Source organism: Streptomyces sp. NPDC056231 (assembly GCF_048270745.1).
GTDB lineage: Bacteria > Actinomycetota > Actinomycetes > Streptomycetales > Streptomycetaceae > Streptomyces.
The window spans coordinates 41660-54910 of record NZ_JBLVKW010000055.1 but is presented as its reverse complement, the minus strand read 5'-3'; the positions used below and the strand labels follow the sequence as shown (position 1 = coordinate 54910).

General features: G+C 70.4%; 13 protein-coding genes and 1 pseudogene. 11 read left to right on the top strand and 3 right to left on the bottom strand.

All coding sequences use genetic code 11. The features are described from left to right. The 4 genes and pseudogenes from ACNPQM_RS31250 to ACNPQM_RS31235 all read left to right on the top strand — a co-directional run. Positions 1-176: pseudogene (locus tag ACNPQM_RS31250) on the top strand (4-hydroxy-3-methylbut-2-en-1-yl diphosphate synthase); the annotation flags it as partial. A 179-nt stretch (positions 177-355) separates the two neighbouring features. Further along, positions 356-1201 (top strand): GNAT family N-acetyltransferase, encoded by an 846-nt coding sequence (locus tag ACNPQM_RS31245; protein WP_358863038.1) that lies wholly within the window; start codon positions 356-358, stop codon positions 1199-1201. 138 nt (positions 1202-1339) lie between these two features. Beyond that, positions 1340-1915 carry a GNAT family N-acetyltransferase gene (locus tag ACNPQM_RS31240; protein WP_358863039.1) on the top strand — a complete coding sequence of 192 codons (576 nt, stop codon included), beginning with the start codon at positions 1340-1342 and terminating at the stop codon, positions 1913-1915. A 73-nt stretch (positions 1916-1988) separates the two neighbouring features. Then, positions 1989-3689, top strand: coding sequence for a proline--tRNA ligase (locus tag ACNPQM_RS31235; protein ID WP_418086597.1), 1701 nt, complete (start codon positions 1989-1991; stop codon positions 3687-3689). A 74-nt stretch (positions 3690-3763) separates the two neighbouring features. Here the strand turns inward: ACNPQM_RS31235 and ACNPQM_RS31230 are convergent, their stop codons facing one another. The 3 genes from ACNPQM_RS31230 to ACNPQM_RS31220 form a co-directional block, all read right to left on the bottom strand. Beyond that, positions 3764-4669, bottom strand: a complete 906-nt coding sequence (locus tag ACNPQM_RS31230; RefSeq protein WP_418086596.1) for an aminoglycoside phosphotransferase family protein — start codon at positions 4667-4669, stop codon at positions 3764-3766. Positions 4670-4806: 137 nt separating this feature from the next. Further along, positions 4807-5244, bottom strand: coding sequence for a DUF4439 domain-containing protein (locus ACNPQM_RS31225; protein ID WP_418086595.1), 438 nt, complete (start codon positions 5242-5244; stop codon positions 4807-4809). Continuing rightward, positions 5241-5828 (bottom strand): hypothetical protein, encoded by a 588-nt coding sequence (locus ACNPQM_RS31220; RefSeq protein ID WP_358863043.1) that lies wholly within the window; start codon positions 5826-5828, stop codon positions 5241-5243. Before ACNPQM_RS31220 ends, ACNPQM_RS31225 begins: the two co-directional genes overlap by 4 nt. 177 nt (positions 5829-6005) lie before the next feature. Between ACNPQM_RS31220 and rimP the strand changes: the two genes are divergently transcribed. The 7 genes from rimP to truB all read left to right on the top strand — a co-directional run bounded on the left by rimP (position 6006) and on the right by truB (position 13171). Next, complete coding sequence (gene rimP, locus ACNPQM_RS31215) at positions 6006-6503, top strand: ribosome maturation factor RimP (RefSeq protein ID WP_345514436.1); 498 nt, start codon at positions 6006-6008, stop codon at positions 6501-6503. Between the two features lie 2 nt (positions 6504-6505). After that, positions 6506-7546, top strand: coding sequence for a transcription termination factor NusA (gene nusA, locus ACNPQM_RS31210; RefSeq protein ID WP_358863044.1), 1041 nt, complete (start codon positions 6506-6508; stop codon positions 7544-7546). 216 nt (positions 7547-7762) lie between these two features. After that, positions 7763-8041: a YlxR family protein gene (locus tag ACNPQM_RS31205; protein WP_266980910.1), complete on the top strand. Its 279-nt coding sequence runs from the start codon at positions 7763-7765 to the stop codon at positions 8039-8041. 149 nt (positions 8042-8190) lie between these two features. Continuing rightward, positions 8191-11277 (top strand): translation initiation factor IF-2, encoded by a 3087-nt coding sequence (gene infB / locus ACNPQM_RS31200; RefSeq protein ID WP_418086594.1) that lies wholly within the window; start codon positions 8191-8193, stop codon positions 11275-11277. Positions 11278-11414: 137 nt separating this feature from the next. After that, positions 11415-11708 carry a DUF503 domain-containing protein gene (locus ACNPQM_RS31195; RefSeq protein ID WP_030933278.1) on the top strand — a complete coding sequence of 98 codons (294 nt, stop codon included), beginning with the start codon at positions 11415-11417 and terminating at the stop codon, positions 11706-11708. A 102-nt stretch (positions 11709-11810) separates the two neighbouring features. Further along, positions 11811-12275 (top strand): 30S ribosome-binding factor RbfA, encoded by a 465-nt coding sequence (gene rbfA, locus ACNPQM_RS31190; protein ID WP_358860065.1) that lies wholly within the window; start codon positions 11811-11813, stop codon positions 12273-12275. Further along, positions 12272-13171 (top strand): tRNA pseudouridine(55) synthase TruB, encoded by a 900-nt coding sequence (gene truB, locus ACNPQM_RS31185; protein WP_418086593.1) that lies wholly within the window; start codon positions 12272-12274, stop codon positions 13169-13171. The genes rbfA and truB overlap by 4 nt, the downstream gene beginning before the upstream one ends. Positions 13172-13251 lie beyond the last annotated feature (80 nt).

Here is a 13251-nt window from a genome sequence, read left to right as displayed (position 1 = left end):
ATCTGGGTGTGGCGTCGGGGAACGGCAAGGGGCAGATCTTCGTCAAGGGCGAGGTCATCAAGACGGTTCCGGAGTCGAAGATCGTCGAGACTCTTATCGAGGAAGCCCTGAAGATCGCCGAGCAGATGGAGAAGGACGGCATCCCCTCCGGCGAACCCGAGGTCTCGGTCAGCTGAGGCCGAAAACCTGAACTCGCAGCCGTGCCCCGTCCGACGAACACCTCGTCAGGCGGGGCACAGCCGTGAGAGCCCTCACAGCCGGCCTCGGGGGGTTGTTGACCGCGCCATGGGGCGGCGCCTCACAGCCTCTTTGGGTACAGTGCGGAAATCAGCAGACTGCATGGTGAGGCCCCCTTGTGTTGACGCAGACCACCACCCGGGTCCTCGAACCCAGCGACCTCGGCGCCGCGCTCGCCATCCTGGAGAGCGACCCCGTCGCCAACGCCTTCGTGACGTCCCGGGTCCAGATCGCAGGGCTCGATCCCTGGCGCCTCGGCGGCGAGATGTGGGGTTGGTACGCGGACGGCAGACTGCGTTCGCTCTGCTACTCCGGTGCCAATCTCGTCCCCATCTGTGCCACCCCCGAGGCCATCAGGGCGTTCTCCGACCGGGCCCGTCGGTCCGGCCGCCGCTGTTCCTCGATCGTGGGTCCCGCCGAGCCCACCGCCCAGCTCTGGCGGCTGCTCGAACCGGGCTGGGGTCCCGCCCGCGAGGTCAGGGCCAACCAGCCGCTCATGGTCACCGAGAGCCCCGCCACCGGTGTGACACCCGACCCGCTGGTACGCCGCATCCGCAAGGACGAGATAGATGTCCTGATGCCGGCCTGCGTGGCGATGTTCACCGAGGAGGTGGGCATTTCACCGCTGGCCGGTGACGGCGGACTCCTCTACCAGGCACGCGTCGCCGAACTCATCGGCACCGGCCGCTCGTTCGCCCGAATCGAGGACGGCAAGGTCGTCTTCAAGGCGGAGATCGGCGCGGCCACCCCGCAGGCCTGCCAGATCCAGGGCGTCTGGGTCGCCCCCGAACACCGCGGCCGCGGCCTCTCCGAAACCGGGATGGCAGCGGTCCTGCGCTACGCACTGGCAGATGTCGCACCGGTCGTCAGCCTGTACGTGAACGACTACAACACCGCGGCCCGCAGGGCATACACCCGGGTCGGTTTCCGTGAGGTCGGCGCGTTCATGAGCGTGCTCTTCTGACCGGGACGAAGTGGCCGGGAGCGGCACGGCCTCGCCGGAGTGCCCGCTCGACGCCGCCGTCGCCAGCGCTCCTCCCCGTAACGGTGAGCACTCCTGACACGTGTGCCACAGCGCGGTGCGGACAGTAGGGTTCGGCGCATGGCAGCTGATTCAGGGGGCGGGGCCCGAACTCCCGGTGTTCTGGTCGGGCCGGTCGATCTCGCCGCGCGGGTGGACGAGGCGCTTGCCGTGCAGGCCGTCGCCTTCGGCCTCGGTCCCGACGAGGTCCGGGTACGTCGCCATATCGTCCTCAGGCACCTCGAGCACCCCTGCGCCCGAGCCCTCGGTGCCACCACCGCGACCGGCCGGCTCGTCGGGTTCGTCTACGGCATGCCCAATGAACGCGGCCAGTGGTGGTCCACCGTCGTCGAGCCCTATCTGCGGGCCACCGGCTCCGAGGACTGGCTCGACGACTCCTTCGTGATCACCGAACTGCATGTCCATCCGGAGTTCCAGAACCGGGGCATCGGCCGCACCCTGATCACCACCATCACGGACGCCGTCGATCAGCCGCGCTCCATCCTCTCCGCCATCGACACGGAGAGCCCGGCACGTGGTCTGTATCGCACCCTCGGCTACCGGGACCTGGCCCGGCAGGTGCTGTTTCCCAGCGCTCCCAAGCCGTATGCGGTGATGGGAGCGCCTCTTCCGCTGCGCCGCCGGGACCGGGGCTGAACCAATCGATTTCCGCCCGCCCCCGCCACCCGGCTAACCTCCTGCACATCACCCTTCCGAGCAGGAGTTCATCATGGCCCAGGTCCAGCGCATGTCCCGATTGATGATCAAGACACTGCGCGACGACCCGGCGGACGCCGAGACGCTCAACCACAAGCTGCTCGTCCGGGCCGGTTACGTACGTCGCACCGCGGCCGGCATCTGGACCTGGCTGCCCCTGGGCAAGAAGGTCCTGGAGAACATCACCCGCGTCGTGCGCGAGGAGATGGACGCCATCGGCGGCCAGGAAGTACTGCTGCCCGCACTGCTGCCCAAGGAGTCGTACGACGCGAGCGGGCGCTACGACGAGTACGGCGACCTGCTCTTCCGGCTCAAGGACCGCAAGGGCGCCGAGTACCTCCTCGGCCCCACCCACGAAGAGATCTTCACCCAGGTCGTCAAGGATCAGATCACGTCCTACAAGGACCTGCCCGTGATCCTCTACCAGATCCAGACCAAGTACCGCGACGAGGCGCGCCCCCGCGCCGGTGTGCTGCGCGGCCGCGAGTTCCAGATGAAGGACTCGTACTCCTTCGACACCACCGACGAGGGTCTCATCGAGGCCTACCAGCTCCACCGCGCCGCCTACATCCGCATCTTCGAGCGGCTCGGTCTCGACCACCGCATCGTCTCGGCGGTCTCCGGTGCGATGGGCGGCTCGGCGTCCGAGGAGTTCCTGGCTCCCGCGCCGGCCGGTGAGGACACCTTCGTCGACTGCCCCGCCTGCGACTACGCGGCCAACACGGAGGCCGTGACCTTCAAGGCCACCCCCGTGGACGGCTCGGTGCACGGTCCCGTCGAGGAGCTGGACACCCCCGACACCCCGACCATCGAGACGCTCGCGGCGCACCTCGATGTCCTGGCCTCCGCGACGCTGAAGAACCTCCTGGTCAAGGTCGACGGCGAAATCGTGGCCGTGGGCGTGCCCGGCGACCGCGAGGTCGACCTCGGCAAGCTCGGCGAGCACCTCGCCCCCGCTGTGGTCGAGCTGGTCACCGCAGAGGACTTCGAGGGCCGTCCCGACCTGGTACGTGGCTATGTCGGCCCGCAGGGTCTGGAGAAGGTCCGCTACATCGCCGACCCGCGCATCGCTCCCGGCACTGCCTGGATCACCGGCGCCAACAAGCCCGGCACCCACGCGAAGAACGTCGTCTGCGGCCGCGACTTCGAGGTCGACGACTACCTCGATGTCGTCGTGGTCGAGGAGGGCGACCCGTGCCCCAAGTGCGGCACCGGCCTCAAGCTGGACCGTGCCATCGAGATCGGCCACATCTTCCAGCTGGGCCGCAAGTTCGCGGACGCGTTCCAGCTCGATGTGCTCGGCCAGAACGGCAAGCCGGTCCGGGTCACCATGGGCTCGTACGGCATCGGCGTCTCCCGCGCCGTTGCCGCTCTCGCCGAGCAGACCGCCGACGAGCAGGGTCTCTGCTGGCCCCGCGAGATCGCCCCGGCCGACGTCCACCTGGTCGCCGCGGGCAAGGCGCTCCAGACCGAGCTGGCCCTCGAGGTCGCCGAGAAGCTCGGCGCCGCGGGCGTGCGGGTCCTGGTCGACGACCGTGCAGGCGTCTCGCCCGGTGTGAAGTTCACCGACGCTGAGCTGATCGGTGTCCCGAAGATCCTGGTCGCGGGCCGCCGCTCGGCCGAGGGTGTCCTGGAGCTCAAGGACCGCCGTACGGGCGAGCGCGAGGAGCTCACGGTCGACGAGGCGATCGCCCGTCTCGTGGCCCAGGGCTGACACCTGGAAACACCGAAGGCCGCCATGCTGTCCGACAGCACGGCGGCCTTCCGCCGTGCTGCGGGGCCGGGGCCCTACAGCCAGCCCGCGAATTCCAGGGACAGTTCGCCTTCCTGACGGCGGCCGGCGGTCAGCGCGCGGGTGCCCGACTCCACCGCACGGAACAACGTCCAGCCGTGGAGCCGTTCCCGGTGCACGTCCAGTGAGTCCGCGAGCCTGTTGATCCGGCGACGGGCCGTCACGGGGCCGCCCGGGGAAGCGATGAGGTCCTCCACCCGGTCGCGTACCAGCCGCGCCAGGTCGTAGGCACGCTCGCCGACCAGCGGTTCAGGGCCGACCGTCAGCCAGGGCGCCCGTTCCCCCGCCAGCACCTTGCTCTGGCGGAAGTTGCCGTGCAGCAGCAGGACTTCGGGGGAGTGGGCGACGAGCTCCTCCCGCGCGGCCAGGGCCGCGGAGACCAGCGGTTCGAGCGCCGGGTCGGCCGCGGCGGCGGCCCGCATCGGGTCCGTGCACCGGCCGGTCCGCTCGGCGACCGTCTCGAAGGAGTGCCCGCCGGGCGGCTCGACCCACAGCCGTCGTACCGTACCCGCCGCCTCCAGGAGTGCCTTCGCCTCCGGCAGCGATCGCAGCGACACCTCGGGATGCAGCCGTTCCAGCAGCAGCGCGCCGCCGCCGGAACCGAGAAGCCTGGCCGCTCCCCAGCCGTTCCAGTGCGCCAGCGCCGCCCGCTCCAGATCGGGCGCCGCACCGGCGGGAGCGATCTTGAGCACGGCCGGGGTGCCGTCGGCGCGGCGCACCAGGAGAACCAGGCTGCTGCGCCCACCCGGGGCAGCCACACGCTCGACAGCCAGATCCGGCCCATTGGCGGACAGTGACTCGTCGATCAGCTCGGGGAGCCGCGCGAGCCAGTCGGCGGCGGCCGTCTCCCCGTGCACCTCGCCGAGCGCTCGCACCAGACGCTGCGGCGGTTCGAAACCCATACGTGCTGTGTTCCCTTTCAGAGCCTTCTTGAGTGCGTCGGACCGGTCCCGGTCTTCGCGGCGGTCACGTCCGTCGGACCCGGTCCCCGGGCTCGCTCCGGTCATGCCCGTCGCATCAGCCCTGCAGGCCCGCCCCCTCAGGCGGCGCCGTCGGCGGACCGCTCGGTGAGTCCGGGAAAGGTTACGCCGCTGCCCCGCCAGCGGACCGCACGCACCGCGGCCTCCCGCAGTGCGTCCGCGGCCTCTCGCCTGAGCGGCCCCCCGGCAGCCCGTACGAGATCGGAGTAGACGCCCGCGATCCGGTCCTCCAGCAGGGCGGCGAGCTTCACCGCTGCTGCCGAATCCGGCACCGCGAACGGCAGAGCGTACGCGGACTCCGCCGCCACCGGCTCACCGCCCAGGTCGCGTACGGTCCGCACCAGTGCGTCGCGCCGGGCCAGGTGCCGGCGGTAGGCGGCCGTCGCCTCCGCCCGGCGGCCGCCGGCGACCCGGCCGCCGACCACCCCGTACCCGTACACCGCCGCATGCTCGGCGGCGAGCGACGCCTGCGCCGCCTGCAGCGTCTGCGCACTCATGACGAGGTCTCCTTGGCCAGTTCGGTCAGCAGGTAGGCGTGGGCTGCGCCGGCGGCCGCGATCGACGCGAGCAGCCGGGCCAGCTCGGGCGGCGCTGTCAGGAGCGTCGCCGTGTGGGCGTCAGCGGTGCGGCGTTCCGCCGCCGCCAGTTCCTTGACAGCGGTCTTGGCGTCGGCGGCGGGCGATCCCGAGGGGGTGGGGCGACCTGAGACGGCCGGCGTCCGGTCCGCGCCGCGCATCGCAGTCGGGCCCGCGGTTTCGCCGGCCCCCGGCCGCACCTTCGTGTCCGCCTCGGGCGACAGCGCCTCCGTATGGGCCCTTACAGCGTCCCGCAGCGGTGCGAGCCCGGCCGCGGTCGCCGGATGGGCCGCGACGACCTGCTCGTACTGGGCGAGCAGGGTGCCGCTCGTCCGCGCGGCCGTCATCCGCAGCGTGTGCTCCGCCTTAGCCGCCGCGTCCTGCGCACCGGCCGGCGCGGAACCCTTTCGGCCTGCGCCGCTGTCGCAGCCGGCCAGCGCCGCCCCCAGGGCGATCGCCCCCGTTACGGTGAGCGCACCCCTGCGCGTCGTCCCCGTGCGCCGCACCTGTTCTCCTTCGGGCGTTGATCTGTCCTGACTGGATCTGTCCTGAAGTGATCACCGCAGGCGAGCGTACCTGCGGCTGAGCGGTAGGCGGACGGCAACACCCCTCGGGACCGGATACGCTTTGACCTGACACGCGACGAACCACACAACAGCACACGCGGCCGAGGAGTCACCCGGATGAGCACCACCCAGAGCGAGAGGCTGCGAGGGCTGCTCGAACCGCTCGTCAGCGCCAAGCAGCTGGATCTTGAAGAGATCGAGGTGTCCCGGGCCGGCCGCAGACGTGTGCTGCGCATCGTCGTGGATTCCGACGAGGGCGTGGAGCTCGACGCCTGCGCGGAGCTGAGCCGCGCGATCTCCGAGAAGCTCGACGAGACCGACGCGATGGGTGAGGACGAGTACGTCCTCGAAGTGAGCTCTCCCGGTGCCGACCGTCCGCTGACGGAGCACCGCCACTACGTGCGCGCCACCGGTCGCCTGGCCAAGCTGCAGTTGCATGAGGGCGGCGAGCTGGTAGCCCGCATCATCGCTGTCGACGACGAGGGACTCGACCTCGAAGTGCCGGGCGTCAAGGGCCGCAAGCCCACGTCCCGCCGGGTCCCCTTCGACGGGATCGCCAAGGCGCGCGTGGAGATCGAATTCAACCGCAAGGACAAGAAGGAAGAGGAGGCGTAGCCGTGGACATCGATGTGAAGCTCTTGAAGGGCTTGGCACAGGACAAGGAGATCCCCTTCGACGTGCTCGTCGAGGCGATCGAGTCGGCCCTCCTCATCGCCTACCACCGCACCGACGGGAGCTACCGCCGTGCGCGCGTGGAGCTCAACGAGCGCGGCCATGTGACGGTGTGGGCGAAGGAGGACCCGGCCGACCTCGAAGAGGGCCAGGAGCCGAAGGAGTTCGACGACACCCCGTCCGGCTTCGGCCGGATCGCCGCGACCACCGCCAAGCAGGTCATCCTGCAGCGGCTGCGCGACGCCGAGGACGACAAGACGTTCGGCGAATACGCGGGCCACGAGGGCGATGTCGTCACCGGTGTCGTCCAGCAGGGCAAGGACCCGAAGAACGTCCTGGTCGACATCGGAAAGCTCGAAGCGATCCTGCCGGTGCAGGAACAGGTGCCGGGCGAGGAGTACACCCACGGGCTGCGGCTGCGTACGTATGTCGTGCGGGTTGCCAAGGGCGTCCGCGGTCCGTCCGTGACCCTCTCCCGGACGCACCCCAACCTGGTCAAGAAGCTCTTCGCGCTGGAGGTCCCGGAGATCGCCGACGGTTCCGTCGAGATCTGCGCGATCGCCCGCGAGGCCGGCCACCGCACCAAGATCGCGGTCCGCTCGACCCGCTCGGGCCTGAACGCCAAGGGCGCCTGCATCGGCCCGATGGGCGGCCGGGTGCGTAATGTCATGGCCGAGCTGCACGGCGAGAAGATCGACATCGTGGACTGGTCGGACGACCCGGCCGAGATGGTTGCCAACGCGCTGTCGCCCGCCCGGGTGAGCAAGGTCGAGGTCGTGGACCTCGGAGCGCGGTCCGCCCGGGTCACGGTCCCCGACTACCAGCTCTCGCTCGCCATCGGCAAGGAGGGCCAGAACGCCCGCCTCGCCGCCCGCCTCACCGGCTGGCGCATCGACATCCGCCCGGACACCGAGACCGACGCCGAGCGGGACACCGCCGACCGTGAGCGGGCCGAGCGGGCCCGGGACCGGTCCGAGCGCGGCTGAACCGGTTCGGGACCGGCGCCGGTCCGAGGAGTGGACCGGCGCCCGTCCGGACGAGGGACCACAACGGTCCGGAGACCGGCCGGGCCCGGGTCCGGAGTACGGGACCGATGCCGGTCCCGGGAATAAATCCACGCGGAATGCCGCTGAGATCACGACAACGTCCGTTCGATTTTTGCCCCAAAGGGGTGAGGTCGGTGCGGGGAGGTAGACTTAACCGTGTCTGGCCGGACGCACGCCCGCGCTTGCCCTGAGCGAACCTGTGTGGGATGCCGGGAGCGAGCGGCCAAGAGCGAGCTGCTGCGCATCGTGGTGGATGAGGACGCATGTGTCCCCGATCCTCGCGGTACGCTGCCCGGCCGGGGTGCGTATGTGCACCCCGTCACTGTCTGTCTCGACCTGGCGGTTCGCCGTCGGGCATTCCCCCGGGCCTTCAAGGCCAAGGGGCCGTTCGATTCCGCGGCACTGCAGCGGTATGTCGAACGGGTGACACCGTAAGAAACGAGAACGGCACGGGACCCCGTGCGGTCAGGTACCTCGCGAGTTGGAAGTAGGTCGAGATTGCGATGAGCACTCGATGAGTACGCGATGAGTACGCCCATGAAGTAGCGACGGTCCGGCGGTAACCCGGACCTATAAGGAGCGAAGTGGCTAAGGTCCGGGTATACGAACTCGCCAAGGAGTTCGGCGTCGAGAGCAAGGTCGTCATGGCCAAGCTCCAAGAACTCGGTGAATTCGTCCGTTCGGCGTCCTCGACGATCGAGGCGCCGGTTGTACGCAAGTTGACTGACGCACTGCAGGGGCCCGGCGGCAACGCCGGCAAGTCCGCTGCGAAGCCTGGCGCGCCCCGCAAGGCCGCGCCCGCAAAGCCCGCAGCGCCCTCCCCGGCCGCTGCGGCACGTCCCGCTGCCCCGAAGCCCGGTGCCCCGGCCCCCAAGCCGGTCGCAGCCCAGGCCCCCAGCAGCACCCCTTCCGCTGTCGCGCCTTCCGCGCCGTCGGCGGGCCCGCGTCCGGGCCCGAAGCCCGCGCCGAAGCCCGCTCCGGTCACCCCGGTGCCCGCGGCAGAGTTCTCCGCTCCGGCCCCGGTCCAGCCGGCCGCGCCGCAGCAGGCCCCGCGTCCCGCGGGTGCCACCCCCGGTCCTCGCCCCGCCCGTCCGGCCCCGGCCGGCGGTCAGCGTGACGGCGGCCGTGGTGGCGAGCGTGGCGGCGACCGTCCGGCCCGTCCCGCAGGCCAGGGCGCCCCGCGCCCCGGCGGCGCCCGTCCGGCCGGTCCCCGCCCGGGCAACAACCCCTTCACCTCCGGTGGCTCGACGGGCATGGCCCGTCCGCAGGCGCCCCGTCCCGGTGGCGCTCCGCGTCCCGGTGGCGGCCAGGAGCGTCCCGGCGCCCCGCGTCCGCAGGGCGGCCCCGGTGGCGCCCCGCGTCCGCAGGGCCAGGGCGGTGCCCGTCCGACTCCGGGCGGCATGCCCCGTCCGCAGGCTCCGCGTCCGGGCGGTGCGCCCGGTGGTAACCGTCCGAACCCGGGCATGATGCCGCAGCGTCCCGCTGCCGGCCCGCGTCCCGGTGGTGGCCCCGGCGGCGGCCGTGGTCCCGGTGGCGGCGCAGGCCGTCCCGGCGGCGGTGCAGGTCGTCCCGGCGGCGGCTTCGCCGGTCGTCCGGCCGGTCCCGGCGGCGGTGGCGGCGGCTTCGCCGGTCGTCCCGGTGGCGGCGGTGGCGGTGGCGGCGCAGGCCGTCCCGGTGGTGGCGGCGGCTTCGGCGGTCGTCCCGGCTTCGGTGGACGTCCCGGCGGCCCCGGTGGCCGTGGTGGCACACAGGGTGCGTTCGGCCGTCCCGGCGGTCCCGCGCGTCGTGGTCGCAAGTCGAAGCGGCAGAGGCGCCAGGAGTACGAGGCCATGCAGGCCCCGTCGGTGGGCGGTGTCATGCTGCCCCGCGGCAACGGGCAGGCTGTCCGTCTGTCGCGCGGTGCCTCCCTCACCGACTTCGCGGAGAAGATCAACGCCAACCCGGCGTCGCTCGTCGCCGTGATGATGAACCTCGGCGAGATGGTCACCGCCACGCAGTCGGTCTCGGACGAGACGCTGAAGCTGCTGGCCGAGGAGATGAACTACGTCCTTGAGATCGTCAGCCCCGAGGAGGAGGACCGCGAGCTGCTCGAGTCCTTCGACATCGAGTTCGGCGAGGACGAGGGCGGCGAAGAGGCTCTGGTCTCGCGTCCGCCGGTCGTGACCGTCATGGGTCACGTCGACCACGGTAAGACCCGACTGCTGGACGCGATCCGCAAGACGAACGTCGTTGCGGGCGAGGCCGGCGGCATCACGCAGCACATCGGTGCGTACCAGGTCTCCTCCGAGGTCAACGGTGAGGACCGCAGGATCACCTTCATCGACACCCCGGGTCACGAGGCGTTCACCGCCATGCGTGCCCGTGGTGCGAAGTCCACCGACATCGCGATCCTCGTGGTGGCGGCGAACGACGGTGTGATGCCCCAGACGATCGAGGCGCTGAACCACGCCAAGGCGGCCGACGTGCCGATCGTGGTCGCGGTCAACAAGATCGATGTCGAGGGTGCCGACCCGACCAAGGTGCGCGGTCAGCTCACCGAGTTCGGGCTGGTGGCCGAGGAGTACGGCGGCGACACGATGTTCGTCGACATCTCCGCCAAGCAGGGTCTCCACATCGACCAGCTGCTGGAGGCCGTCGTCCTCACCGCCGACGCCTCGCTCGACCTGCGGGCCAACCCTGAGCAGGACGCGCAGGGCATTGCGATCGAGTCCCACCTCGACCGTGGCCGCGGTGCCGTTTCGACTGTCCTGGTCCAGCGCGGCACGCTGCGCATCGGTGACACGATGGTCGTCGGCGACGCGTACGGCCGTGTCCGCGCGATGCTCGACGACAACGGCAACAACGTCGAGGAAGCGGGTCCGTCGACCCCCGTCCTGGTGCTGGGTCTGACCAACGTCCCGGGTGCCGGCGACAACTTCCTGGTCGTCGACGAGGACCGTACGGCCCGGCAGATCGCTGAGAAGCGTGCCGCCCGTGAGCGCAACGCCAACTTCGCCCGCAAGGGTGTCCGGTTCTCCCTGGAGAACCTCGACGAGGCGCTCAAGGCCGGTCTGGTCCAGGAACTCAACCTCATCATCAAGGGCGACGCGTCCGGTTCGGTGGAGGCTCTCGAGTCCTCGCTGCTCCAGCTCGACGTCGGTGACGAGGTCGACATCCGGGTCCTGCACCGCGGTGTGGGTGCCGTCACCGAGTCGGACATCGACCTGGCGACCGGCTCCGACGCCATCGTGATCGGCTTCAACGTGCGCGCCGCAGGGCGTGCGCAGCAGATGGCCGAGCGCGAAGGTGTGGACGTCCGGTACTACTCGGTCATCTACCAGGCGATCGAAGAGATCGAAGCGGCCCTCAAGGGCATGCTGAAGCCGGAGTACGAAGAGGTCGAGCTCGGTACGGCGGAGATCCGCGAGATCTTCCGCTCGTCCAAGCTGGGCAACATCGCCGGTGTGCTGGTCCGGTCCGGCGAGGTCAAGCGCAACACCAAGGCGCGCCTGCTGCGCGATGGCAAGGTCATCGCGGAGAACCTCAACATCTCCGGTCTGCGCCGCTTCAAGGACGACGTCACCGAGATCCGCGAAGGCTTCGAGGGCGGTATCAACCTCGGAAACTTCAACGACATCAAGATCGACGACGTCATCGCGACGTACGAGATGCGCGAGAAGCCGCGAGGCTGACCCGTACCTCAACAGTCGGGGCCGGTCGACGGGTCGTATTTCCGTCGATCGGCCCCGGCCGTTCCGTGTACGGTTCTTGTGTCCCTGCCAAGCGCTGGCAGGGCGCGAACCCGAACCGGCGGGACATCCGGACATCCATGTATGTGGGGACACTGTCCTTCGATCTGCTCCTCGGCGACGTACGGTCGTTGAAGGAGAAACGCTCCATCGTCCGTCCGATCGTTGCCGAGCTCCAGCGCAAGTACGCGGTGAGTGCGGCGGAGACGGGTGGACAGGATCTCCATCGCAGGGCCGAGATCGGTCTTGCCGTGGTCTCCGGGGACACCGGACACCTCACGGACGTACTGGACCGGTGCGAGCGGCTGGTGGCCGCCCGGCCCGAGGTGGAGCTGCTGTCGGTTCGGCGGCGGCTGCACAGCGACGAAGACTGAACAACGTCAGAAACGGTCAGACGTGAAGTCGTCCGACGCGGAAGCGCAGGACGCCGGAAGCGTCGGACCGTAAGCAACCCCAGAAGGAAGAGTGACGGACCGGTGAGCGACAACGCGCGGGCCCGAAAGCTGGCCGATCGCATTCAGGTCGTGGTCGCGGAGACCCTGGACCGGCGTATCAAGGATCCGCGGCTCGGATTCGTGACGATCACGGATGCCCGGGTCACCGGCGACCTGCGGGAGGCCACGGTCTTCTACACGGTCTACGGCGACGACGAGGAGCGGGCGGCCTCCGCCGCGGCGCTGGAGAGCGCCAAGGGCGTCCTCCGGTCCGAGGTCGGCCGGCAGACCGGGGTCCGGTTCACGCCGACCCTGGCCTTCGTCCCCGACGCCCTGCCGGACAACGCACGCACCATCGAGGACCTCCTCGACCGGGCGCGGGCCAAGGACGCGCAGGTGCGCGAGGTGTCGACCGGTGCGAAGTACGCGGGCGACGCGGACCCGTACCGCAAGCCGGAGGATGCCGCCGACGAGTCCGACGAGAACGAGGGCTCAGCCTCCGAATGACACAGCACAACAAGACGCCGGACGGCCTTGTCATCGTCGACAAGCCGTCCGGCTTCACCTCGCACGACGTCGTCGCCAAGATGCGCGGCATCGCCCGCACCCGCCGCGTCGGCCACGCCGGCACGCTGGACCCGATGGCGACGGGCGTTCTCGTGCTCGGCGTCGAGAAGGCCACCAAGCTGCTCGGTCACCTGGCGTTGACCGAGAAGGAGTATCTCGGCACGATCCGCCTCGGCCAGGACACCGTCACGGACGACGCGGAGGGCGAGATCACGTCGTCCACCGACGCGTCGGGGGTCACGCGTGAGGGCATCGACGCGGGTGTCGCGGCACTGACCGGCGCGATCATGCAGGTGCCGTCCAAGGTCAGCGCCATCAAGATCGACGGGAAGCGGTCGTACGCCCGGGTGCGCGGCGGCGAGGAGTTCGAGATCCCGGCCCGGCCGGTGACCATCTCGTCCTTCAACGTCTACGACGTCCGTGAGTCGGTCGCGGAGGACGGGACCCCGGTCGTCGACCTGGTCGTCTCCGTCGTCTGCTCCTCCGGTACGTACATCCGTGCCCTTGCCCGCGATCTCGGCGCCGGGCTCGGCGTCGGCGGGCATCTGACCGCGCTGCGGCGCACCCGCGTCGGTCCGTACGGTCTCGATGCGGCGCGGACGCTCGATCAGCATCAGGAGAAGCTGACCGTGATGCCGGTCGCGGAGGCCGCCGCCGCGGCGTTCCCGCGCTGGGACGTGGACGAGAAGCGCGCCAAGCTGCTGCTGAACGGCGTGCGGCTGGACATGCCCTCCTACCCGTCGGGGCCGGTCGCGGTCTTCGGGCCCGACGGGACCTTTCTGGTGCTCGTGGAGGAGCAGAAGGGCAAGGCCAAGAGCCTCGCCGTCTTCGCCTGACGGGACGGGTTCCGTCCGTCCTTGATCCGGTTCCCCATCGTGGAGCGGGCAGCCCCCGTGTCCGCTCCACGATCCCCCTC

Bases quoted from the DNA above. Each gene is read 5' to 3' on its own strand.
- ACNPQM_RS31240 (WP_358863039.1), top strand. From the start codon at position 1,340: ATGGCAGCTGATTCAGGGGGCGGGGCCCGAACTCCCGGTGTTCTGGTC.
- ACNPQM_RS31235 (WP_418086597.1), top strand. From the start codon at position 1,989: ATGGCCCAGGTCCAGCGCATGTCCCGATTGATGATCAAGACACTGCGC.
- ACNPQM_RS31230 (WP_418086596.1), bottom strand. From the start codon at position 4,669: ATGGGTTTCGAACCGCCGCAGCGTCTGGTGCGAGCGCTCGGCGAGGTG.
- ACNPQM_RS31225 (WP_418086595.1), bottom strand. From the start codon at position 5,244: ATGAGTGCGCAGACGCTGCAGGCGGCGCAGGCGTCGCTCGCCGCCGAG.
- rimP (WP_345514436.1), top strand. From the start codon at position 6,006: ATGAGCACCACCCAGAGCGAGAGGCTGCGAGGGCTGCTCGAACCGCTC.
- ACNPQM_RS31195 (WP_030933278.1), top strand. From the start codon at position 11,415: ATGTATGTGGGGACACTGTCCTTCGATCTGCTCCTCGGCGACGTACGG.
- truB (WP_418086593.1), top strand. From the start codon at position 12,272: ATGACACAGCACAACAAGACGCCGGACGGCCTTGTCATCGTCGACAAG.